Source organism: Enterococcus sp. LJL90, from assembly GCF_056924355.1.
Window position 1 is genome coordinate 169,063 of the sequence record NZ_JBXPBQ010000001.1, and the last position, 19,834, is coordinate 188,896.

The 19,834-nt window shown below is 42.6% G+C and carries 20 protein-coding genes and 1 riboswitch; of the genes, 13 read left to right on the forward strand and 7 right to left on the reverse strand.

Annotated elements, in window-relative coordinates:
- Positions 1-49: 49 nt before the first annotated feature.
- From celB to AC1Z3S_RS00805, 5 genes are read right to left on the reverse strand one after another with little or no spacing between them, the layout of a single operon-like run.
- Entirely contained in the window at positions 50-1,417 is a 1,368-nt protein-coding gene (celB, locus tag AC1Z3S_RS00785) for a PTS cellobiose transporter subunit IIC (protein WP_461735892.1), read from the reverse strand.
- A gap of 18 nt (positions 1,418-1,435) precedes the next feature.
- On the reverse strand, positions 1,436-1,939 hold the full coding sequence (locus tag AC1Z3S_RS00790) for a hypothetical protein (protein ID WP_461738754.1): 504 nt from the start codon (positions 1,937-1,939) through the stop codon (positions 1,436-1,438).
- Positions 1,932-2,258: a PTS cellobiose transporter subunit IIA gene (locus AC1Z3S_RS00795; protein WP_461735890.1), complete on the reverse strand. Its 327-nt coding sequence runs from the start codon at positions 2,256-2,258 to the stop codon at positions 1,932-1,934. Before AC1Z3S_RS00795 ends, AC1Z3S_RS00790 begins: the two co-directional genes overlap by 8 nt.
- 16 nt (positions 2,259-2,274) lie before the next feature.
- Complete coding sequence (locus AC1Z3S_RS00800; protein WP_461738755.1) at positions 2,275-4,284, reverse strand: BglG family transcription antiterminator; 2,010 nt, start codon at positions 4,282-4,284, stop codon at positions 2,275-2,277.
- A 12-nt stretch (positions 4,285-4,296) separates the two neighbouring features.
- Positions 4,297-4,614: a PTS cellobiose transporter subunit IIB gene (locus tag AC1Z3S_RS00805; protein ID WP_461735888.1), complete on the reverse strand. Its 318-nt coding sequence runs from the start codon at positions 4,612-4,614 to the stop codon at positions 4,297-4,299.
- A 363-nt stretch (positions 4,615-4,977) separates the two neighbouring features.
- Between AC1Z3S_RS00805 and AC1Z3S_RS00810 the strand changes: the two genes are divergently transcribed.
- Both AC1Z3S_RS00810 and AC1Z3S_RS00815 read left to right on the forward strand, forming a co-directional pair.
- On the forward strand, positions 4,978-5,769 hold the full coding sequence (locus tag AC1Z3S_RS00810) for a helix-turn-helix transcriptional regulator (RefSeq protein ID WP_461738756.1): 792 nt from the start codon (positions 4,978-4,980) through the stop codon (positions 5,767-5,769).
- A 585-nt stretch (positions 5,770-6,354) separates the two neighbouring features.
- On the forward strand, positions 6,355-7,032 hold the full coding sequence (locus tag AC1Z3S_RS00815) for a helix-turn-helix domain-containing protein (RefSeq protein WP_461738757.1): 678 nt from the start codon (positions 6,355-6,357) through the stop codon (positions 7,030-7,032).
- A 386-nt stretch (positions 7,033-7,418) separates the two neighbouring features.
- On the opposite strand, the gene thiT is transcribed toward AC1Z3S_RS00815, so the two are convergent.
- The gene (thiT, locus tag AC1Z3S_RS00820; RefSeq protein WP_461735884.1) at positions 7,419-8,021 is read right to left on the reverse strand and encodes an energy-coupled thiamine transporter ThiT; all 603 of its coding nucleotides are present in this window, start codon (positions 8,019-8,021) and stop codon (positions 7,419-7,421) included.
- A 44-nt stretch (positions 8,022-8,065) separates the two neighbouring features.
- A riboswitch (TPP riboswitch) is annotated at positions 8,066-8,166 on the reverse strand.
- Positions 8,167-8,217: 51 nt separating this feature from the next.
- Entirely contained in the window at positions 8,218-9,000 is a 783-nt protein-coding gene (locus tag AC1Z3S_RS00825) for a hypothetical protein (protein WP_461738758.1), read from the reverse strand.
- 339 nt (positions 9,001-9,339) lie between these two features.
- Here AC1Z3S_RS00825 and AC1Z3S_RS00830 point away from each other — a divergent pair, with 339 nt between their 5' ends.
- From AC1Z3S_RS00830 to rsmB, 11 genes are all read left to right on the forward strand, one after another.
- The gene (locus AC1Z3S_RS00830) at positions 9,340-10,104 is read left to right on the forward strand and encodes a class A sortase (RefSeq protein WP_461738759.1); all 765 of its coding nucleotides are present in this window, start codon (positions 9,340-9,342) and stop codon (positions 10,102-10,104) included.
- Positions 10,105-10,149: 45 nt separating this feature from the next.
- A complete protein-coding gene (locus AC1Z3S_RS00835) occupies positions 10,150-11,844 on the forward strand; it encodes a patatin-like phospholipase family protein (RefSeq protein ID WP_461738760.1) in 1,695 nt (564 codons plus the stop codon).
- Positions 11,814-12,035, forward strand: coding sequence for a YdbC family protein (locus tag AC1Z3S_RS00840; protein WP_265459981.1), 222 nt, complete (start codon positions 11,814-11,816; stop codon positions 12,033-12,035). The genes AC1Z3S_RS00835 and AC1Z3S_RS00840 overlap by 31 nt, the downstream gene beginning before the upstream one ends.
- A gap of 18 nt (positions 12,036-12,053) precedes the next feature.
- Positions 12,054-12,935 carry a YicC/YloC family endoribonuclease gene (locus AC1Z3S_RS00845; RefSeq protein WP_461738761.1) on the forward strand — a complete coding sequence of 294 codons (882 nt, stop codon included), beginning with the start codon at positions 12,054-12,056 and terminating at the stop codon, positions 12,933-12,935.
- A 26-nt stretch (positions 12,936-12,961) separates the two neighbouring features.
- Positions 12,962-13,246 (forward strand): hypothetical protein, encoded by a 285-nt coding sequence (locus AC1Z3S_RS00850; RefSeq protein WP_265459979.1) that lies wholly within the window; start codon positions 12,962-12,964, stop codon positions 13,244-13,246.
- A gap of 108 nt (positions 13,247-13,354) precedes the next feature.
- Entirely contained in the window at positions 13,355-13,969 is a 615-nt protein-coding gene (gene gmk / locus AC1Z3S_RS00855) for a guanylate kinase (protein ID WP_265459978.1), read from the forward strand.
- A 5-nt stretch (positions 13,970-13,974) separates the two neighbouring features.
- A complete protein-coding gene (gene rpoZ / locus AC1Z3S_RS00860) occupies positions 13,975-14,277 on the forward strand; it encodes a DNA-directed RNA polymerase subunit omega (RefSeq protein ID WP_265459977.1) in 303 nt (100 codons plus the stop codon).
- Positions 14,278-14,593: 316 nt separating this feature from the next.
- Positions 14,594-17,002: a primosomal protein N' gene (gene priA / locus AC1Z3S_RS00865; RefSeq protein ID WP_461738762.1), complete on the forward strand. Its 2,409-nt coding sequence runs from the start codon at positions 14,594-14,596 to the stop codon at positions 17,000-17,002.
- Between the two features lie 17 nt (positions 17,003-17,019).
- Entirely contained in the window at positions 17,020-17,511 is a 492-nt protein-coding gene (gene def, locus AC1Z3S_RS00870) for a peptide deformylase (RefSeq protein ID WP_461738763.1), read from the forward strand.
- Positions 17,504-18,448: a methionyl-tRNA formyltransferase gene (gene fmt, locus AC1Z3S_RS00875; RefSeq protein ID WP_461738764.1), complete on the forward strand. Its 945-nt coding sequence runs from the start codon at positions 17,504-17,506 to the stop codon at positions 18,446-18,448. The genes def and fmt overlap by 8 nt, the downstream gene beginning before the upstream one ends.
- Positions 18,448-19,809: a 16S rRNA (cytosine(967)-C(5))-methyltransferase RsmB gene (rsmB, locus tag AC1Z3S_RS00880; protein WP_461738765.1), complete on the forward strand. Its 1,362-nt coding sequence runs from the start codon at positions 18,448-18,450 to the stop codon at positions 19,807-19,809. The genes fmt and rsmB overlap by 1 nt, the downstream gene beginning before the upstream one ends.
- Positions 19,810-19,834: the final 25 nt, after the last annotated feature.

The window sequence follows — 19,834 nt, forward strand, 5'->3', positions numbered from 1 at the left end:
ACCCCAAAGCCGAGTGCTGGCTCTGAGGTCCTTTAGCTATTTTGCTGGATTAAGCTTCGCCGTTTGTTTCGGCAGCTAATTTTGCTTGTTCCTCTTTAACTAATTTCGCATCGTAAGTTTTAGCGAACGGGAAGTAGATTAAAAAGGCAACAATCGCACAGATGAACGCAACTACCGCCGCTTTCCAGTCACCACCACTACCGATAAAGGCACCGATACCAACTGGTGAAGGCCAAGGCATTTGAGCAATCATCGGTTTGATGAATTCAAATTGAATGGCAAAATAAGCGATAGAAGCAGAAGCCATTGGTGCTAAGAAGAAGGGAATTGCTAAATATGGATTGTAAATCATCGGCACCCCAAAGATTAATGGTTCATTGATATTAAAGAGTACCGGTACAATTGCTGCCCGTCCTAATACGCGCAACTGTTGAGATTTAGCTAAATACACTAAGAACAGAGCAAAGCCTAAAGTTGCTCCAGAACCACCGACTGTTACGTAGGCGTTGTTAAACTCACCTGCCAATGGAATATGAGCACCAGCAGCATTTTCAGCTAAGTTTGCTAAAGTAATTGGCGTCAACAAGGAGAAGATGATATTCGCACCGTGAATCCCGACTAACCATAAAGCATGAACTAGGAAATAAATCACCATCAAGCCTAACCAGCTATTGGTCAAGTTGGTTACGAAGCCAAAAGGAATCGAAACGACTTGGAAAATATCGGTTCCTAAGGCAATCATAATGCCGTTAAAAATAATCACAACAAAAGCAATCACGAAAGTTGGAATCAAGGCAGTGAAGGCCCGAGAAACGCCAGCCGGTACAACCTCTGGCATTTTGATGACCCAATTTTTCGCGACACAGAGACGATACAATTGAACAGCGACAATCGCCATAATAATCCCCGTGAAAATTCCTGAGGTCCCTAAGCGGGCAACACCGTCACCACCGATTGCCCAGCCATTGATGATGCTGTCTTCTGTAGAATTAATTTTTGTGAAAATACCGTCTGTGATAACAAATTGTGGGATTGTCATAAAGAAGGCAAACATTGACAAGAGAGCGCCATTGATAGGATTGATTTCTAGGCCGTCATCAGCAGCAATAATTTTAGTGTACTCGTAGCCTAAAACTAAACAGAAATACAGAGCTAAAATCCCCATAGTGGTGATATTGGCTAACATGTAAAGTTCACTGAATTTGAAAAGAGTGGCATTGTAGATGCCTTCTAGCGCTGGAAAAGCCTGTGGCAGCACATTTAATACTAAAAACATTGAGCCGACAATTGTAAAGGGAATTGTCGCCATCCCGGCTCCCATAATTGCCCGCACTAATTTAAACTGGGAAAATTTCCCTAGAGGCCCCATCAATTTTGTTTCAAAGAAATTAAAAATCTTGTTGTTAGAATTTTCCATTATTCTTCCCCGCTTTCTTTAATTCATCTCTTTTAATTCTTGTAAATAGTGGTAATGAGTGTCCCGCTGGTGTTGAATTTTTTGAATCCGCCGAATACAGCTCAAAGACAAGGCTAGCCCAATCAACAGAACTGCAATGATAAAGCCTTTAGCGGCCACTGAATTTGTTAAAAAGATAAAAGCTTGTTGGTAGCCAACACCGGTCAAGGTAATTAAAATTAAAACTAAGTTGACGGCGGTTTGACTGTAATGAAAGAGTAAATTGAACTTTAATTCTGACGTGATGTTTTCAGTTTTATCTCCATACAATCTGACATGCTCGTAGATAGCTGGAATGGTCAAAAGCAATAAGACAATAGGTAAGAAACTAAAGACACTTCCGCTCGCAAGCAAGAAAACGCCCCAATAAAGATTGGCAAAAAATAAAATTGCGAGAAAATAACGGAGCATTAAAAAGCGATTGTAGCGGAAATTACGAGCAGCAGTTGCTTTTCGTTGGCTGTTGTGGGTAGATTTACGCAACGGTTTCCCCTCCTTTCTGATATAAAAATAGCATTTCAAGCGCCACTTCCTTCAAGGTCATCGTCGTCATTAAATGATCTTGAGCGTGAACCATGATGATTTCCATTTCGATTTTAGTTCCGCTAGCATATTCCTGCAGCATATTGGTCTGGGCTTTATGGGCTTCAACCAAAGCATCATTTGCTTGATCTAGGCGTTCTTGAGCCTCCAAATAATGAGCGGTACGCATCAGCTGAAAACTTTCGTGAATCAAGGTCCGGGCCTGACCGCTATCAAGGATGATAGCAAAGGCCACCTCTTGAATTTTTTCTGACTCCATTTAAATATCCCTCCTTTTATAAAACCCCTTGAGTAAATACTTCTTTAAATTCTTGGAAATTTTGACTGGCAACTAAAGCCTGTCGCAGCTGATCATCTTCAATAATTTCAGCCAGCAATTGGCTAATCAGCTCTAAATTGCCTTGGCCTAATTTATCAGGAGACAGCAGAAAAACCAGTTGAATGTTTTGCGCCTTTTCAGACCAAGTAATTCCTTTAGGAGCAACGGCAATCGCCACATACGAATCATCAGTGATTGCCTCAATCGGATGGGGCACCGCTAAAAATTCTGAAAATACGACGGAGCTGTAAGTTTCCCTTAGTTCCAATTGTTTTGTTAAAGAAGCAATGACCGGTTGATTCTCCTGTTTTTGAATGCCAGCCAATAACTCCTCCAATACGCTATCCTTTGTTTGTACCTGCTCAAATCTGAAAAATAAATCCGCTTGGAAATATTTATCAATCAACGCCGTTTTCTCTAGCTGTTCATTGGGGCTTGTTGCAATGAGTTCTTGGGTAAACAGCTGCCGTTGTGATTTCGCCAGCTTTTGGTTGATATTCTCGATATCCGCCGCATCGAGAAAGACGCTGACATAGACAATCGGCACATTATAGATAACATTAGGTAAATTGATAGAGGAGATAATCAAGTCGACTTTAGCAACATCCTCTTGGCTGACTTCATAATAGCTGCAGACTTTTTCAATGATAATTTTGGAACCTAATTCGTGCTCCAAGCGACTCTTGAGCATTTGCGAACTGCCTAAGCCGGTGGCACAAACCACTAAGACATGCGTTTTTTGTGCGTTGAAAAAGCGTTCGACAGCTGCAGAAATATGGATAGTAAGATAAGACCATTCGTTTTCAGAAATCTGATAGCCTTGTAATACTGGCATTGTTGAAAAGTAGTGAATTGTTAAGTTAAGCAAGCTGCCATGGCGTTCTTTAATCTCCGGCAGCAATGGATTTTCCAATGACTTCTGATTCTCTAGCCGCAAGAGTAGCGGTGTAAAATGCATCAAGAGACCGTCCAGCAAAATATTATCCTGGCTGATTTGATAACCAGTCGCTTGTTCAATCCCTTCTATAGCTAAACTAATTTGTGCCTTGACATCAGTCTCACTGAAGGGGATTTTTTGAAAGGCCTTCTTAGAGCTCAAATCATTTTGCAGATGAAGCGCAATATACTCAGCTTCTTCCTTGGGAATAGTGAGGGAGGCACTTTTTTCCAAACGCTGGACAATTTTCAAAGCCGTTTGGTACTCCTTTGATCCATGATTTGGCGACATCTCGGCCAACTGCTCAATTTTGAAATGATTTTGCAGCCGTTTAAGCGCTAAGGCGATATGCAACACCAAATTGTAAATGATAAAATCTGACAGTTTCAAATGGGCATCCCGACATTCATCCAAGACAATGATGACAATTTCTTCAACGCTGATGCCAGTTAATAGGTTTGTATAAGTGGAAAAATTATACATATTGTCATGCCAGCGTTTCATAAAAAAGTAATTCATCATAAAGCGCCGGAAATCTTGTTCCCGCCCCACCAAATAGAACCCGCGCTTTTCCTTAGATTTGAGTTGAATTGTGTAAGGTTTCAGCAATTTTTTTATCTCAACCAAGTCATTAGACAAAGTTGAATGGGAGACAAATAACTCTTCACTGAGGGAGTCCAAGGAGATTTCTTTTTCTTCAAAGAAAAGCTGACTCAAAATATAATATTGGCGGTCAAGGCTTTCACTGCTGTACCGCAACTCTGCTGTTGTCGGGAAATCAGTGACAATTCGTTTGTAAAATGCCTCGAATTCCTTCTCCTGCGTAACTAGCAGCTGATAACCGAGGCTTCTTTTTGCTTGGATTGAAGCAAGGCCTTTTTCTTCTAGCGACTGGCTGATATTGTGCAGATACTTTCGCACAGTCCGATCGGATAAAAAGAGTTGTGCTGCTAAATCTTGGCTAGTCTGGAAGGTATGTCGGTTTTGATACATCAGCTTCAAAACCTGCACTTCTTTTTTGGTTAACATGCTCATCAGTCCTTAAGCGAGGTTTGATTCAACGACTGCTGCCAGTTTTTCAATTGCCATGGGAATGGGAACATAAGCTTGCGGCGGAATATTAGTGATTGGCTTATTTTTGCCGTCCGCTGCCTTTTTCAAATTGTCAAAATACATCTTGGTTTGTGGACTGACCAAGTACAAATCATACTCATCTTGAGCAATCTTTGTGGCCCCTTGCGTTGCGGAAGTCGCATCCAGTTCAATCTCTTTCCCTTGTTCTTTGAAATAATCAGTTGCTTTCTTGGCGATGACGGATGAAGACATTCCGCCGGCGCAAATAATTAGTGCTTTTTTCATAGTGGTCCTCCTTAAGATAAATGAGTAAAATATTATTAAAGCACGAGACTAAAAAAATGTCTCATTAGATAGAAAAAGCATATCAGAAAGCGTTTTCTTTTAGTATGTAAAAATTTTCCGTTTCATTACGGAAGTTGTTTAGAAGGTACAAAAAATAGAGAAAGAAGTGACTAGCAGACTTCTTCAAAATTTTTAAATGATTTTCAAAGGAAGAAATCTACTTCTTCACAAGCAATTTGCGCTGTTCTTTGTGCTAGTTTATAGTTAAATCAAGAAAGCAACGTTTTGTTGCACAGCTCAAAAGCGACTGCAATGAATTTTTGCCCGAATAGTCCTTGAAAACTTGATTGGAGGCAGTTTAAGATGACAGTAACCATTGGTGAACAATTAAAAAAGATTCGCAGCGAACACAATTTAACCCAAGCAGAGGTTGCTGAAAAATTAAAAATCTCCCGCCAAACCCTTTCCAAATGGGAGCTGGATAAAAGCCAACCAGATTTGCACAGCCTTAGAATTTTGGCTGCATTTTACAAATTTTCAGTGGATGATTTGCTTGAGGTGGCAAAGGAGCGAAAGAGGATGCTACAACCATTAAGCGCAACGGACTTGCAGCAAAGATTGTTGACGGCATTTAATAAAGATGCCGTTCTAACGGAGGAAAAAGAGCAGTTCGTCCAACAGTTTTTTACCGATAAATTAACCGTTGAACCTGATTTTTTTGAAAATTTGTATTGGCTGCAAATTGTTCAAGAAGCGATTATCCCCGGTTATTTCGGCCCATATGTACCAGTAAACAATGGGGAAGCCCAGCAATTTCTGAAATTATTTCCCGTTTACAATTATCAAATATATTGGCTGAATGAGAAAGGCATCGGTTCTTTCTCAATTATGGAATGGCTGGCTGAGGCCAAATTGCATTTCTTTCCATTTACAGATATGAAATATCTTGTCTTCGGGAAAGCCTACAGCACTAAACTGACAGCCGGCAATCCATGGGCTTATAGTTACCGAACCAAACAAGGCAATTACGATTTTGTTCCAATTAAAAACCCTCAACAGGCTGAGGATTTTCAAACGATCATGGCAAGTTTGGATTCAGGTGGGGAGTATTTTAAAGTCCTAACTGAACAGCCTATCATAAAATATATCACCTGAAAACTGCTTGTAACTGAGCAGTTTTTTTCTATATATAAATAGAAGTTTTAGGATTTTGATTGGTTGACGGAAGAGATGAAAGGAAAAAATTTTACTTAGAACAGGACAGTGTGTCAACTAGTTACATAAAAAGAAAAATTTTTTCGATCATAAGATAATAAAAATTAGCGGCTGCAGTTTTAATAGAACTGGGAATTTGATTAAACGTTTCAGTATTTGCAATGGGAGAGGATTTCTTCCTCAAAAGGAAATACTTTTAACTTTTTAAATAGTTATCTTAGGAACTGCTTTTATTGCAGTTTTTCGTTGCTATAATCTGAGAGGGTACACAGAATATTTAAGGATGAAAATAATTGCAATTAATTATAAATATAGAAATATAAAAAAATATTACTTTAAAACGGCCAAATATAAATTGACACTTTATTGTAAAGCTTTTAAAATTATTAGTGAATCATATCAAAAATGATATTTCTTATTTTTGATAATTAGTCATAGATAAATAAAAATCGGTAGATGTTTGCTTTTTTTTAAAGTTTTGTAATAGCAAGGAGTAAAAAAGGTAAATTTTTAGGAGGTGTTGTGGTGGCACATATAGGGATTCTTACGAAGGATGTTTTATCAGAATCAGATTTTCAAAATAAACTTCAACTATTGGGATATGAAGTTTTTTGCTCGAAAGTCATGTTTGAGAGTATTTTGAAGAGACGAGGGCAGAAGTATTTGGATATTTTCACCATTATCATAATTAGTCAAACTATTTTTTTGGAAGAAGAAATCCAACCAATTATTGCTGCGACAAAGGCTGCAGATGCTGTTTTACTTCAGGTAACTGAGGAAAATACAGCGAAGAATACTGTTGAACATGAGGAATTTGGGGTTTTAAAAAGAATCAGAAAAAATATTTCTTTAATTGAGTTAAAAGATATCATGACGGAAGCTGAAACAACTTTAGCTGAGCGAATCTCAAAGCAAAGTATTGAGATTCGCCAAGAGAAATTTTTGGATAGCTTATCCAAAAATGAGCGGAAAGTATTTATTATTTTGTTTAATGCACAGGGCAGTTTTATTGATCGAGAACAGTTAAGTCAGCTAATTTGGCCTGGTGAAGTGACAAATTCACGGTTGGTCCAACTTTCACAGCTAATCGCCAAAATTCGCAAGAAATTGGTGGGGGCGGGATTTTCTAAAGACAGCTTGAGTACGAACTGGACAAAAGGGTACGCTATATCCAACAAGTTGCAATCCACCCGTGGGCTTTAGAGAGCTTAGACAAATGAAAGTGAGCCCGTATTTTATTAAGGAGAAAATATCGTCTCCTATGCGGATATCCCGGAAAACTATGCCTACGTAAAGGATCGGGAACAGGTCGAGGAAGAATTGACGGCAGGTTTAGAAAAATTGGCCACTGCTGCGGAGTATGTCAACTAAAAAATCGAAATTTATAATACTTTAGATGTGGCTGCTAAAAATGGTAATTTTGGTCAACTATTAACCGTTGAGCTAGGTCCAGAAGGAATTCCTGCACGAATAACAGCCCGAGTATATGACAATCGAACATAAAAAATCCCTGCTTTTATTGGCAAGCACTGCCCTCAAGAAATCAAAATTGTTGAGGGCAGTGCACCAAATTGAAAGCAAGGATTTTTTTACTTCTTCGCCGAAAAAACCTGCGGTGCAGTCTTCACCACAAACAATGAAGGAGCTACTGAAACCAACACGCCTAAAACAACTGCGATGTAGATGGCGTTCATTAAAAAGCTGGCGCCGTTTAGCGTGAAGGAATACCAGTAAGGGCTCATGCCTTCGGGTGCGTAAGCGCCCCAGACGAATACGCCTGCCCAAAAGTGCCAGAACCAGCGGGAAAAGGCTGCGACAATGCCGCCAATCACAACGTATGTGATGGCTTTTTTTGTTTTGTCAGCACTGATAGCCTGCTGTACTTGGCGGGCGAAAATGCCCGCCATGCCGGCAAAAGCAAAGGCGAAGGGATATTCAAAAATAATTTGTGGTACTGATACCATATATTTCAGTGCGTTGCCGGAGACGATGCTTAAAAGGCCCCAGACAAAGCCGGCTGTTAGGCCGGGGATTAAGCCGCGGCGATAAGAATACAAAACTAACGGGACCATTCCCAGTGATAAATCTAAACTAGCGTTTAATGATTGCAACGGAATAAAAGACAAGGCCATTGCCATGGCCGCCACCAATGTTCCTTCGACCCACACACGAATATCCATTTTTTTCGACATAAAAAACCTCTCCTTTGGTCTATGCAAAGAAGAGGTTGGACGTGTCGTCTGACCATTACAATTCCTACGCTCGAATAACCGAAACAGGTACGAGGGTTTAGAGTATTACTCAATCTCAGCCACAAGGGCTCCCCTTTGCAAAGTTGTATTTAATTATGCATTTACTTTATCACAGATAATATGCTTTAGCGAGTAATTAATTTGCATTTTGGTTGATTAAATAATTTAAATCGTCATTTTCAATGGCGATTTGCCAGCTTTTTTCATTGGCGTTGTAAGTAATCGAAGCTGCTAGCTGCTCACTTGCTTGGGCTGATTGTGACTTCCAGAAGCGATCTTCCACAACGTAAATGGGTATTTTAAATAATTGATTGGTGTATTCCGCCTTATCAAAGCTAAAGGAAATTCCCTCCTGAAAGAGGTGCTTCAAGGTTTTCAGCTGACTTGTTGGAATCGGCTCAACAGCGCTGCTGCGGCGAAAAATCGAGCGGCGTTCATTGACCCGCGGCTGTAAAATTGTCGTGATTTTTTTCGCCAAGACTTGGAAAAATTCATCTAAGTAGCGGTAATAGGTCTTGCTGAAGTAGCCGCTACCATCGAAGTAGACAAAATTATTTTGCATTTTATAAAAAAACGGCGAACGTAGCGGATGCTGTGTGTGACCGAGATACAATAATTCAGAAATTTCAATCGGTGTTAATTCCTTGAGCATCGTCACATCATTAAAATCAATCCACTTGTTTTGGCTGCTGGGTCCCCGCCGTTGCCATTGCTGGCCGTAATTGATGACGGCCTCGGTCCCTTTAATCATCTTCATACCGGTATGAGATTCAAATTCCCCCATAGTTGTCGCGGTATCTAATAATAATAAATTCTTAGGCTGGTGGGTGATGGCAGCAAAAAAGTCGCTGGCATAGATGCCCCGCGTTAAAACGGTGTTATTCAATGTGTCGATGTGGACACAAATATTGCTGTTCAATTAAACCCCTCCCCATCCTAGATTATGCTAATTCTATTTTACCTTGTTTTCATTAAATTAGGTATTTCTTTTCTTTTAAGATTTTGTTACAAAGGAGACAAAAGTCAACAGTATTCTATCATTAAGCTGACGATTTTGCGGAAGAATTGGCGGCGAATGAAAAAAGAAAATTAAATTTCAGTTTTTGTGAAGGAAATTTTTTTAGTTTTTCAAATTTTTCACAAGGCTGTGAGACTATTCCCTGACAAGCGCAGTTTTACGAAATCTTAAAGGAAATGTGGTAAAATACCAATAAGAAAACGTTGGTTGTCTTAAGGGCAATCGACAGGAGGAACGGTCATGAGTAAGAAAAAGAAAGCTTCGGCTAAACGGCCGCAGCCAACCCGCAAAAGGAAAAAACGCAATCCGGTGCTCCGCTGGCTGTCGAATATTTTTCTGCTGCTGTTGCTAGTTGCCGGCCTGGCGTTAGTTTTTAATGAGCAGATTAAAGATTTTTTAATGGCCCGCAATACCGAGCAATATTCAATTGGTAATTATACGCGGGACGATATCGTTGAAAATCAGGATGCCCAGGCGACCTTTGATTATGATCAGGTTTCCGCCATTAGCACGGAGGCGGTTATCCAAGACCAATTTTCAGATTCGGATTTTGCGGTCATCGGAGCGGTAGCAGTGCCTTCAGTGGGGATTAACCTGCCGATTTTTAAAGGGGTTGAGTACAATGCCCTCTTTTATGGGGCTGGCACCACCAAAGAAAATCAAGTGATGGGAGAAGGCAATTACGGGCTGGCCAGTCACCGTGCCGCCAATGCTGATTTATTATTCCGTCCTTTAACGAGAGTTTCTGAAGGTGAAATCATTTATCTGACTGACTTAGAAAATATTTATACCTATACTATTTACAATATTGAAATCGTGCAGCCGACCGATTCCTATGTCTTAGATGATGTTCCCGGAAGAACGATTGTCACGTTATTGACCTGTGGCGATGGCGCCGGCACCAATCGGTTAATCGTTCAAGGTGAGTTGGCATCAGTAACCCCGATTGCAGATGCTACATCAGATATGACGGCGGCCTTTGATATTAGTGCCAACACGTATTAGTTGCAGATTAATTAAAAAAGTAACTGCCAAATGAAGAGCTAGGAGATGGACATGAAGTTTTCGCCACTTTATCAATCAGAAGCCACTCAATGGAAAAATCGTTTAAATCAAGGCCAACTCGTTTGGCCTTTTTTTGGCAGCCACAGCGAAGCACGTCGTAAGCTTATAGCCCAGTCAGGAAAGTTGGCGGCTGTTGTGGAAACAGCCAGCTGCCATTTCTTTTTCTCTTATCAAAAAACAGCAGAGTCCTTGATTATTGATAATCTGCTAGTGCTCCGCTGCCGCTCGCAAAAACAATTGCTGAGAGTGGTAGAACAAGTTGCCCGCTCTTTTTTCAAAAAGACCTTGATAATAGATTTTTCTCAGCGGCAGGTGTCTTTCCAAGACGATATTTTTAAACAAGCGGGCTTTCAAGAGACCGCTGACGGTTTGAGCAAAAAACTCGTTTATAAAAATGCCTTAGTTTTTGGTGGCGGCGGTTCCCACGGCGCCTATCAAGTTGGTGTTTGGATGGCGCTGACGGAAAGCCATGTGCCGATTCAGATTTTGACGGGAGCTTCAGTAGGAGCCTTGAATGGGGCGCTATTTGCACAGGGGGATTTGGCCGCTGCCAAAACCCTGTGGCAAAGAATGTCGACGGATCATGTACTGGTGTTTCCGAAAGCTAGCGAGCAGTCGGAAAACTTGCCAAGTCTACTGAGTCAAATCGGTTCTTTGACGACATCGGCGATCAAAAATCGCGGCGTTTCGGCGGAGCCGCTGCGGAACATCTTGCTGGATTTATACGATGCTGAAAAAATGCGGGAGACAACAGTTGATTTTCAATTTGTAACGACGGCGATTGCTGGACTGCGGGAGACCCGCATCAGCTATCAGCCAGAGTTTCAAAAGGACTGGGTTTCTTGGCTGTTGGCCTCGGCTTCATTTTTTCCGGCGATGGCCCTCCAGGAAATTGACGGCAATTATTATATGGACGGCGGTTATCGCAACAATATTCCTGTTGACATTGCCTATCAAAAGGGAGCGACGGATTGTTTTGTGGTGGACATTAAAGGTCCGGGGCTGACAAAACCGGTGCGCCAACCAGAAGGCGTCAATCTTTTTACCCTGCATTCGCCTTGGAGTTTGGGTTCATTTTTACTTTTTTCACCGGAGCGATCCCAAAGTAATTTAACGTTAGGTTATTTAGAGACCCGCAAATGTTTAGGCAATTTGCAGGGCTTTTGGTACAGCTTTTTGCCTGAGGAGGATTTGGAAAAAGAGTGGCAGCAGTTTTATCAGGAATTTACGGCAGCTATCCCCGGTAAAAAAATGGAGCGCAAAGAATTTCTCGACCGTTTCAGCAAAATTTACGGTCAAAAAGTCGTCTGGGAAACAGTTGGCCGCTGTCTCTTGGAATCGGCGGCCCGTTACACAGCGGTAGCCCCGACAGAAATTTATGATTATGCTACAATGAAGGCAGCAATTTTGAATAATTTAGCAGGGCAGAAGGTTCAGCTATATCAAGAGTTGTCGATTACCGAGTGGCTGACCAAGTATTACCAAGCGGCGGCCTTTTCTGATGAGGAACAGGTAAACCGGTTATTATCGGCGGCCCGGCAAGTGTCAGATGAGACGATTATTCCCTTGATGACGCAAGCCTATCAGCGCAACCCTTTAATGGCATTTTTTGTTTGCTACTTAATTTATTTAAAGAGAGGATCACAACAATGGCAGAAGAGTTTTCCTATGAAATCTTAGAAGAAATCGCTGTCCTATCGGAAAATCCGAAGGGCTGGCGCAAAGAATTAAATTTAATCAGTTGGAATGGTCGCCCGGCAAAATTTGATTTGCGGGATTGGGCACCAGATCATGAAAAGATGGGTAAAGGCGTCACCTTATCTAATGAAGAATTTAAGGCGTTGCAAGCAGCTATTAAGGCGATGGATTAATAAGGAGGTCCATGGTTTATGAAAAGTATGACAGGTTTTGGTAAAGCCCTGCAAGCAGATCAGCATTATCAGTTGGATATTGAAATGAAGAGTGTCAATCACCGATTTTTAGATGTTCAGATTCGTTCGCCGAAGCAAGTCAACCCTTTTGAGCTTTCGATTCGCCAATTGGTGAAGGAGCAGATTCAAAGAGGGCGCATCGAAATTTATATCAATCTGCGGGAAGTTGGGGCTGGCAGCAAAGAAGTACAGGTTCAATGGGAGCTGTTGGATCAGTTGCTGCACCGCTTAGACAGCGGCTTAACGGATCGCCAGATTGAGACTAAAAATTTGGCGGCAGCCTTATTGCCAAGTTTAGTCACCCAAGAGGATTACATTAAAGTTGTGGAAACCAATCAAGCTGCAGAATTGGAAGAACTGCTGTTGGCGACAGTGCAAGCAGCAATTGCCAGCTTGGATCAAAGCCGCCAAAAAGAAGGCGTGGGTATTCAAAAGGTACTACAGCAATATCAACAGGATTTCACTGTGATTAAAGAGGATTTGGCTAGCTTTGTCAGCGAATTTGAAGCTGATTTTCGGCAGCGTTTTGAAACAAAGCTGAAAACTTGGCTGGAGGATCATGTAGCCGAAGACCGGCTTCTGACTGAAATGGCGCTGCTGCTTGAAAGAGGCGACATCCATGAGGAGTTGGACCGCTTGACCATCCATTTGGAAAGCTTATCAGATTTATTGACCAAGGCAGAGCCAGTCGGTCGAGAATTAGATTTTCTGATTCAAGAGATGAATCGGGAAGTCAACACGATTGGTTCCAAATCAAGCCCGATTGAAATTAAAAATCGGGTGGTGCAAATGAAAACTATTTTGGAAAAAATTCGCGAACAAGTCCAAAATGTTGAATAAAAATCAGAAATTCAGGAGGAACCAAAATGAAATACTATGATGTGACATTCCACCAAGCAAACGGCCAAAGTGTAGTCAAAAGAAGTATCCCTTCAGAGCTGCCGGATTTTGAAACCTGGCAGGACGCCTGTGCCAAAGTGACAGACAAGGAGCTACATATCTTAATCAATAACGGCACGCAAATTGTTTTAAATCGCAATTTTATCGTCCGCATTGACATTGATGAAGTGGCTGACCCAATCGATAAGGATATCAAACGCCATGACGAGATTATGGGAGTCGTGAATGCCCTTTCTAACATGGGCTTCTAATGGGATTCTAGCGATTTTTTCAATTTGAAAAGAAAACCTTGAAAAACCACTGGAAAAAGTGCAAAATAGATAAAACGAAAAAAGATTAGCCAATGAAAGGACGTCCTCATGACAGAGCGTGGATTATTAATAGTATTGTCTGGCCCCTCAGGAGTCGGCAAAGGAACAGTGCGCAAAGCGATTTTTGAAAGTGATGACAATGACTTTCAATATTCTATCTCAATGACTACGCGTCAAATGCGGGAGGGAGAAGTCGATGGCGTAGATTACTATTTCCGCAGTCGTGAAGAATTTGAAGCGATGATTGAAGCCGGTCAAATGCTGGAATATGCCGAATATGTCGGCAATTATTACGGCACGCCTTTAACTTATGTCAATCAAACTTTAGATGAAGGCAAGGATGTCTTTTTAGAAATTGAAGTCCAAGGGGCAGCACAGGTGAAGGAAAAAGTACCAGATGGTGTCTTTATCTTTTTAACCCCGCCGGATTTAGCCGAATTAAAATCACGGATTGTCAATCGTGGCACCGATGCCAGCGAAGTGATTGAAAAACGGATGGAAGTTGCCAAAGCCGAGATTGAGATGATGGCTTTGTACGACTATGCAGTGGTCAACGATCAAGTTGAACTGGCGGTTGCCAGAATTAAAGATATTATTGCCAGTGAGCATTTCCGTGTGAACCGGGTAATTGGCCGATATGTAAAAATGCTAAAGGAGATTTAAAAATTATGATGTTAAAACCTTCAATTGATTCACTTTTGGATCAAGTCAACTCAAAGTATTCCCTAGTGATTTTGGCTAGCAAACGGGCCCATGAATTAGATGCTGGTGCGCAGGCCACTGTCGACAATTTTGAATCTGTTAAAAGCGTTGGCCAAGCCTTGGAAGAAATTGATTCCGGCAATGTGGTCAGCGATCCAAATCCTGAATTAAAACGGGAACGCTTGAAGATGGAACAAGAAGCCCGTCAAGCGCAAAAAGATCGGGAACAAAAAGAATTAGAAGCGAAAATTCGCGACGAACAAAGATAAAGCAGGCAATAAATGAGGTTGTGACACAAGCAAAAGCAGAGGGATATTTCCGAACCGTTCCTAGTTATACTGGGAAGTATTGTAAATTTGTGACAAGGACCAATTGGGATTTAGGCGACAGGCATTGCCTGTCTGTTTCCCTATGGACCACTGGACAAAAGCAATCAGGGTTGAAATTTCATCTGGCGAAGTCTTGTGGCGCAACCTCTTTTGTGCGTTTTAAGGCTAGATGGAGCATCTGATAAGCAGAGGTTTCTAGTTAACGGCACAGCTAAGACAAGGTATAATGAAAAGAAAACGAGGAGGTGGCCCACAATTGAAAAAAGTAGCAGAAGTGATTGTCGATGTGCCGACGATGCAGACGGACCAGCCTTTTACCTACGCTCTGCCCTCCTTTTTAGCGGAGACGCTGCAGGTGGGCATGCGGGTAGAAGTGCCCTTTGGAAATGGCAATCGGCATCTGCAGGGCTTTGTTGTGGCAATCAAAGATTCGTCCCCTGAGACCTCGGCAATTTCCTTGAAATCTATTGTGCGGACGCTGGACTTAGCGCCCGTTTTAAATACTGAGCAGCTGGCCTTGGCAGATTATATGAAGGAACAAACTTTTTCCTTTAAAATTACTTGCCTGCAAACGATGCTACCCAGTGTGTTAAAGGCCGAGTACCACAAGAGTATCGTGCCTGTGACAGAAGACCCTCAAGTGGCTGCACTCTTTCCGAATTTTACAGAAATCATGTGGGAGGAGGCAGAGGAGCGGGGGATTTTAAAAGAATTGCTGGACTTACGGAAAGCCGGCAAGGTTGATATTCGCTATCATGTTAATGAAAAAAATAAAGTTAAAACAGAACGCTTTGTGAAACGGGAAGCCACGCTGGAACAGTTACAAGAAATTCATGCCGGCCTGAGAAAAAATGCGCTAAAGCAGATTCAACTGATTGAGCTGTTGGCTGTGACAGAGCAGCAGTCTGTCAAATGGTATAAAGAACAAGGCTTGACGACTGCTGTCTTAAATCAAGGAGCACAACAGGGCTGGCTGAGTTTTTTAGAAATTGAAAGCTACCGGGACCCTTTTAAAGACCGGGAATTTACTCAGACGACAGCCTTAACGCTAAATGCTGAACAGCAGATTGCCGTCGATGCAATTTTAGCTGCCAAAGCGCAAAAACAAGCGCAAGTCTTCCTATTAGAAGGTATCACCGGCAGCGGTAAAACCGAAGTGTATCTGCAAAGTATTGCCGAAGTTTTAGAGCGGGGAGAAACCGCCATGATGCTGGTGCCGGAAATTTCTTTAACGCCGCAGATGGTGGAACGTTTTAAAGGCCGTTTCGGTGAACAAGTTGCCGTGCTCCACAGCGGCTTGTCCCAAGGGGAAAAATACGATGAGTGGCGCAAGATTGAACGGGGGGAAGCCCAAGTCGTAGTCGGCGCCCGTTCGGCTGTCTTTGCTCCTTTAAGCAATCTCGGCTTAATCATCATCGATGAAGAGCATGAAGCCAGCTACAAACAAGAAGAGACGCCAAAATATCACGCCCGCGATTTAGCAATCTGGCGGGGAGAGTATCACAAGTGTCCGGTGGTCTTAGGCAGTGCGACGCCATCTTTAGAATCCCGAGCACGGGCTCAGAAAAATGTTTATCAGCTGCTTCGCTTAACAAAGCGGGGCAATGCTCAGGCCACGTTGCCAACTGTTGAAATTATCGATATGCGGGACGAATTTAAAAAACAAAATACCAGCTCTTTTTCCAGTATTTTGCTGGAAAAATTAGTTGATCGCTTAGACAAAGGCGAGCAAAGTGTACTGATGTTAAATCGGCGGGGCTATTCTTCCTTTGTAATGTGTCGTGATTGTGGATATGTCTTGCCTTGTCCCAACTGTGAAATTTCGTTGACCTTACATATGGATACCAAAACGATGCGCTGTCATTACTGCGGTCATGAGGAACGGATTCCCCACCGCTGTCCTAATTGCGGCGAAGATAAAATTCGTTATTACGGGACTGGCACGCAAAAGGTAGAAGAAGAGCTGCAAACTCTTTTGCCAGCTGCCAGGATTTTGCGGATGGATGTCGACACGACTAGACGCAAAGGTGCCCATGAAAAAATTCTGCAGCAGTTCGGCAGCCACAAAGCAGATATTTTATTAGGCACGCAGATGATTGCCAAGGGATTGGATTTTCCAGATGTGACCTTAGTCGGCGTGTTAAATGCCGACACGGCCTTAAATTTACCGGATTTTCGGGCCAGTGAGCGCACGTTTCAGCTGTTGACTCAGGTCAGCGGCCGGGCTGGTCGGGGCCATAAAGCCGGTGAAGTAGTGATTCAAACCTTTAATCCAGAGCACTACAGTATTCAGCTGGCGGAACAGCAAAATTTCGAAGCCTTTTATCAACAAGAGATGAAGGTGCGGCATCACGGCGGTTACCCGCCGTATTATTTCACGGTGAAAATTACCGCTAATCATCCTGAAGAGGAAGTCGCTGCTCGCAAAATTTTCCAAGTGGCGCGTCAGCTGCAAGCGGCTCTTGGTCCTAATAGCATTTTCTTGGGGCCAACACCCGGAGCCATTGCCCGAATTAAAAATCGTTACTATTATCAACTGATTATCAAATACAAACAAGAACCGCATTTGGCTGAGGCTTTGGAAAAAATCCTCAGTGAATCGCAGAAGGAACAGCAGCGGGGCTTGTATTTATCAATCGACAATGAACCCCTTAGTTTTATGTAGAAAAAGGAAGGTGAGACATGCGGTTACCGATTATTTTATATCCGGATTATCGTTTGAAAAGAATGGCCGAGCCAGTCAAAGTCATCACAGATGAGCTGGTGGAATTATTAGATAATATGCAGGAAACAATGGTGGCCCACGATGGCGTCGGTCTTTCAGCACCGCAAATCGGGGTGAACCTGCAGATAGCCATCGTTGAGGCAGACGAAGGGGAAGTCATTGAATTGATTAACCCGAAAATTGTCAAGCGTAGCGGTGAAGATATTGATGTTGAAGGCTGTCTTAGTTTGCCGGGAAAATACGGCACCGTTAAACGCAGTACAGAGATTACTGTGATTTATTTTGACAGAGAAGGCGATGAGTTGGAGATGGAGGCCTTTGATTACCTGGCCCGCATCATTCTGCATGAAGTTGACCATCTACAGGGGAAAGTTTTTATCGATAAGCAGATTGAAGCGATTCCCGAAGCTGAATTAGAAAAGTATATGGAGGAACACCAGCATGACTAAAGTGGTATTTATGGGGACACCGGCATTTTCGGTGCCGATTTTAGAGGGCTTGCTTGAGGCTGGCTATGAGATTAAAGCGGTGGTGACCCAACCGGACCGTCCTGTTGGCCGTAAAAAAACTATCACACCGCCACCGATTAAAGCGGCGGCTTTAGTCCATGACTTGAAGATTTTGCAACCGGAAAAAATTTCCGGCTCACCGGAGATGGCAGAAATTATTGCCTTAAAACCAGATGTGATTGTGACGGCTGCTTTCGGTCAATTTTTACCAGAGGCGATTTTACAAGCGCCTCTTCACGGAGCAATTAATGTCCACGCTTCTTTACTGCCGAAATATCGTGGTGGGGCGCCGGTTCATTACGCTGTGATGAATGGCGACTCAGAAACTGGTGTGACCATTATGGAAATGATTAAAAAAATGGATGCCGGCGGAATTTTTGCCCAAGGAAAAATCCCTATTACTCAGCAAGATGATGTCGGCACGATGTTTGATAAGCTGAGCCTATTAGGTAAAGAGCTGCTGTTGACAACGTTACCTGAGATTTTGGCGGGAAATATTACGCCAACACCACAGAAGGAAGCCGAAGTAACCTTCTCACCAAACATCACGCGAGAGCAAGAAGCGATTGACTGGCAGTTAAGCGCAACAGCTGTTGACCAAAAAGTGCGGGGACTACGGCCGTGGCCCATCGCCTTTACGATGGATGGCGCTAGCCGCTGGAAATTGTGGCAGACGACTGTTTTAACAGCGGAAGCCACGGATGCGACGCCTGGCACCATCATCAAAAAAGATAAAAAAAATCTTTGGGTGGCCTGTGGTGACGGCACCGTTTTAGCTTTAGATGAGCTGCAGCCAGCTGGTAAAGGCAAGCAGAAAATCCAAGAATTTCTCAACGGCAGTGGCCAAAAAGTTCAAGAGGGAGATTTATTAGGCTAATGGCAAAAAAAATTCCCAATAAAATAAAATATTCGGTTCGTTATCTAGCATTGACAGCTTTAGAAAAAGTATTTGCCGGCGGGGCTTATTCAAACCTGCTTTTAGCTGATGTGATGAAGCAGGCGAATTTAGGTCCCAAAGACAGCGGTCTTTTAACAGAAATTGTTTACGGCACGATTAGCCGCAAACTTTTACTGGAATTTTACCTTGAGCCTTTTACTAAAAAGGCCAAAAAAATCGATCCATGGGTCCAAAATTTATTATTGTTATCGGCGTATCAGCTGACCTTTTTAGATAAAGTGCCAGACCATGCTGTCTTAAATGAAGCGGTGGAAATCGCAAAGGCCCGTGGCAATGACGGCATTGCGAAGTTTGTTAATGGTGTTTTGCGTAATTATCTGCGCAAAGACTTGCGGGACACTCAAACGATTCAAAATCCCCTTGACCGCTTATCAATTGAAATCAGTATGCCTCTTTGGCTCGTGGAAAAATTGACAGAGCAACTAGGGGAAGCAAAAACGCGGGAACTTGGGGAATCCCTTTTAGTTCCAAGTAAAGCCAGCGGACGGGTTGATTTGCGGGTGTTGAGTAGAGAAGAAGCGATTCAATCCCTTGAAGAAGATGGCCTAGAGGTGAGCGCCAGCCAAGTTTCGCCCTTTGGTGTAGTTGGCCAAAAAGGACGCTTAGCAGCTAGCGGATTATTTAATGATGGCTTATTGGCGATTCAAGATGAAAGTTCGATGCTAGTAGCGCCGACTTTAAAAATTGCCCCGCAGCATAAAATTTTGGATGCCTGCGCCGCGCCTGGCGGCAAGACTACGCATATGGCAACCTATTTAGAGGCGAAGGCTGGCGGCGAAATTATCGCCCTAGACATTCACCAGCATAAATTAAAATTAGTAGAAGATAATGCTCGCCGTTTGCGGGTGGAGGATGTTATCACTACAAAAGAGTTGGATGCCCGAAAAGTGCAGGAAGCTTTTCCGGCAGAAAGCTTCGACCGGATTTTAGTTGATGCCCCTTGTTCCGGCTTAGGTTTGATGCGCCGGAAACCAGATATCAAATACACTAAAAAACCGGAAGATTTTCTTAAATTGGCGGCCATTCAGCAAGAAATATTAGCCAGTGTTGCCCCAACATTAAAGAAATCAGGTATACTAACTTATAGCACTTGCACGATTACCCAAGAGGAAAATCAGCAGGTAATTGCCAAGTTTTTAGAGGACCATCCGGATTTTAAAATAATTGAACCAGTCGCCAATCCCTTTATGCAACAATTTATCGTCAACCAGTGTATCCAGCTTTATCCGCAGGATGCCATGACAGATGGCTTTTTCATCTGCGTCATGCAAAAGGGGTAAGTGTTTTAGCGGGAAATGACAATGG

Coding starts and splice junctions, on each gene's coding strand:
- celB (WP_461735892.1), bottom strand. CDS start 1,417: ATGGAAAATTCTAACAACAAGATTTTTAATTTCTTTGAAACAAAATTG.
- AC1Z3S_RS00795 (WP_461735890.1), bottom strand. CDS start 2,258: ATGGAGTCAGAAAAAATTCAAGAGGTGGCCTTTGCTATCATCCTTGAT.
- AC1Z3S_RS00800 (WP_461738755.1), bottom strand. CDS start 4,284: ATGTTAACCAAAAAAGAAGTGCAGGTTTTGAAGCTGATGTATCAAAAC.
- AC1Z3S_RS00805 (WP_461735888.1), bottom strand. CDS start 4,614: ATGAAAAAAGCACTAATTATTTGCGCCGGCGGAATGTCTTCATCCGTC.
- AC1Z3S_RS00810 (WP_461738756.1), top strand. CDS start 4,978: ATGACAGTAACCATTGGTGAACAATTAAAAAAGATTCGCAGCGAACAC.
- thiT (WP_461735884.1), bottom strand. CDS start 8,021: ATGTCGAAAAAAATGGATATTCGTGTGTGGGTCGAAGGAACATTGGTG.
- AC1Z3S_RS00830 (WP_461738759.1), top strand. CDS start 9,340: ATGAGTAAGAAAAAGAAAGCTTCGGCTAAACGGCCGCAGCCAACCCGC.
- AC1Z3S_RS00835 (WP_461738760.1), top strand. CDS start 10,150: ATGGACATGAAGTTTTCGCCACTTTATCAATCAGAAGCCACTCAATGG.
- AC1Z3S_RS00840 (WP_265459981.1), top strand. CDS start 11,814: ATGGCAGAAGAGTTTTCCTATGAAATCTTAGAAGAAATCGCTGTCCTA.
- AC1Z3S_RS00845 (WP_461738761.1), top strand. CDS start 12,054: ATGAAAAGTATGACAGGTTTTGGTAAAGCCCTGCAAGCAGATCAGCAT.
- AC1Z3S_RS00850 (WP_265459979.1), top strand. CDS start 12,962: ATGAAATACTATGATGTGACATTCCACCAAGCAAACGGCCAAAGTGTA.
- gmk (WP_265459978.1), top strand. CDS start 13,355: ATGACAGAGCGTGGATTATTAATAGTATTGTCTGGCCCCTCAGGAGTC.
- rpoZ (WP_265459977.1), top strand. CDS start 13,975: ATGATGTTAAAACCTTCAATTGATTCACTTTTGGATCAAGTCAACTCA.
- def (WP_461738763.1), top strand. CDS start 17,020: ATGCGGTTACCGATTATTTTATATCCGGATTATCGTTTGAAAAGAATG.
- fmt (WP_461738764.1), top strand. CDS start 17,504: ATGACTAAAGTGGTATTTATGGGGACACCGGCATTTTCGGTGCCGATT.
- rsmB (WP_461738765.1), top strand. CDS start 18,448: ATGGCAAAAAAAATTCCCAATAAAATAAAATATTCGGTTCGTTATCTA.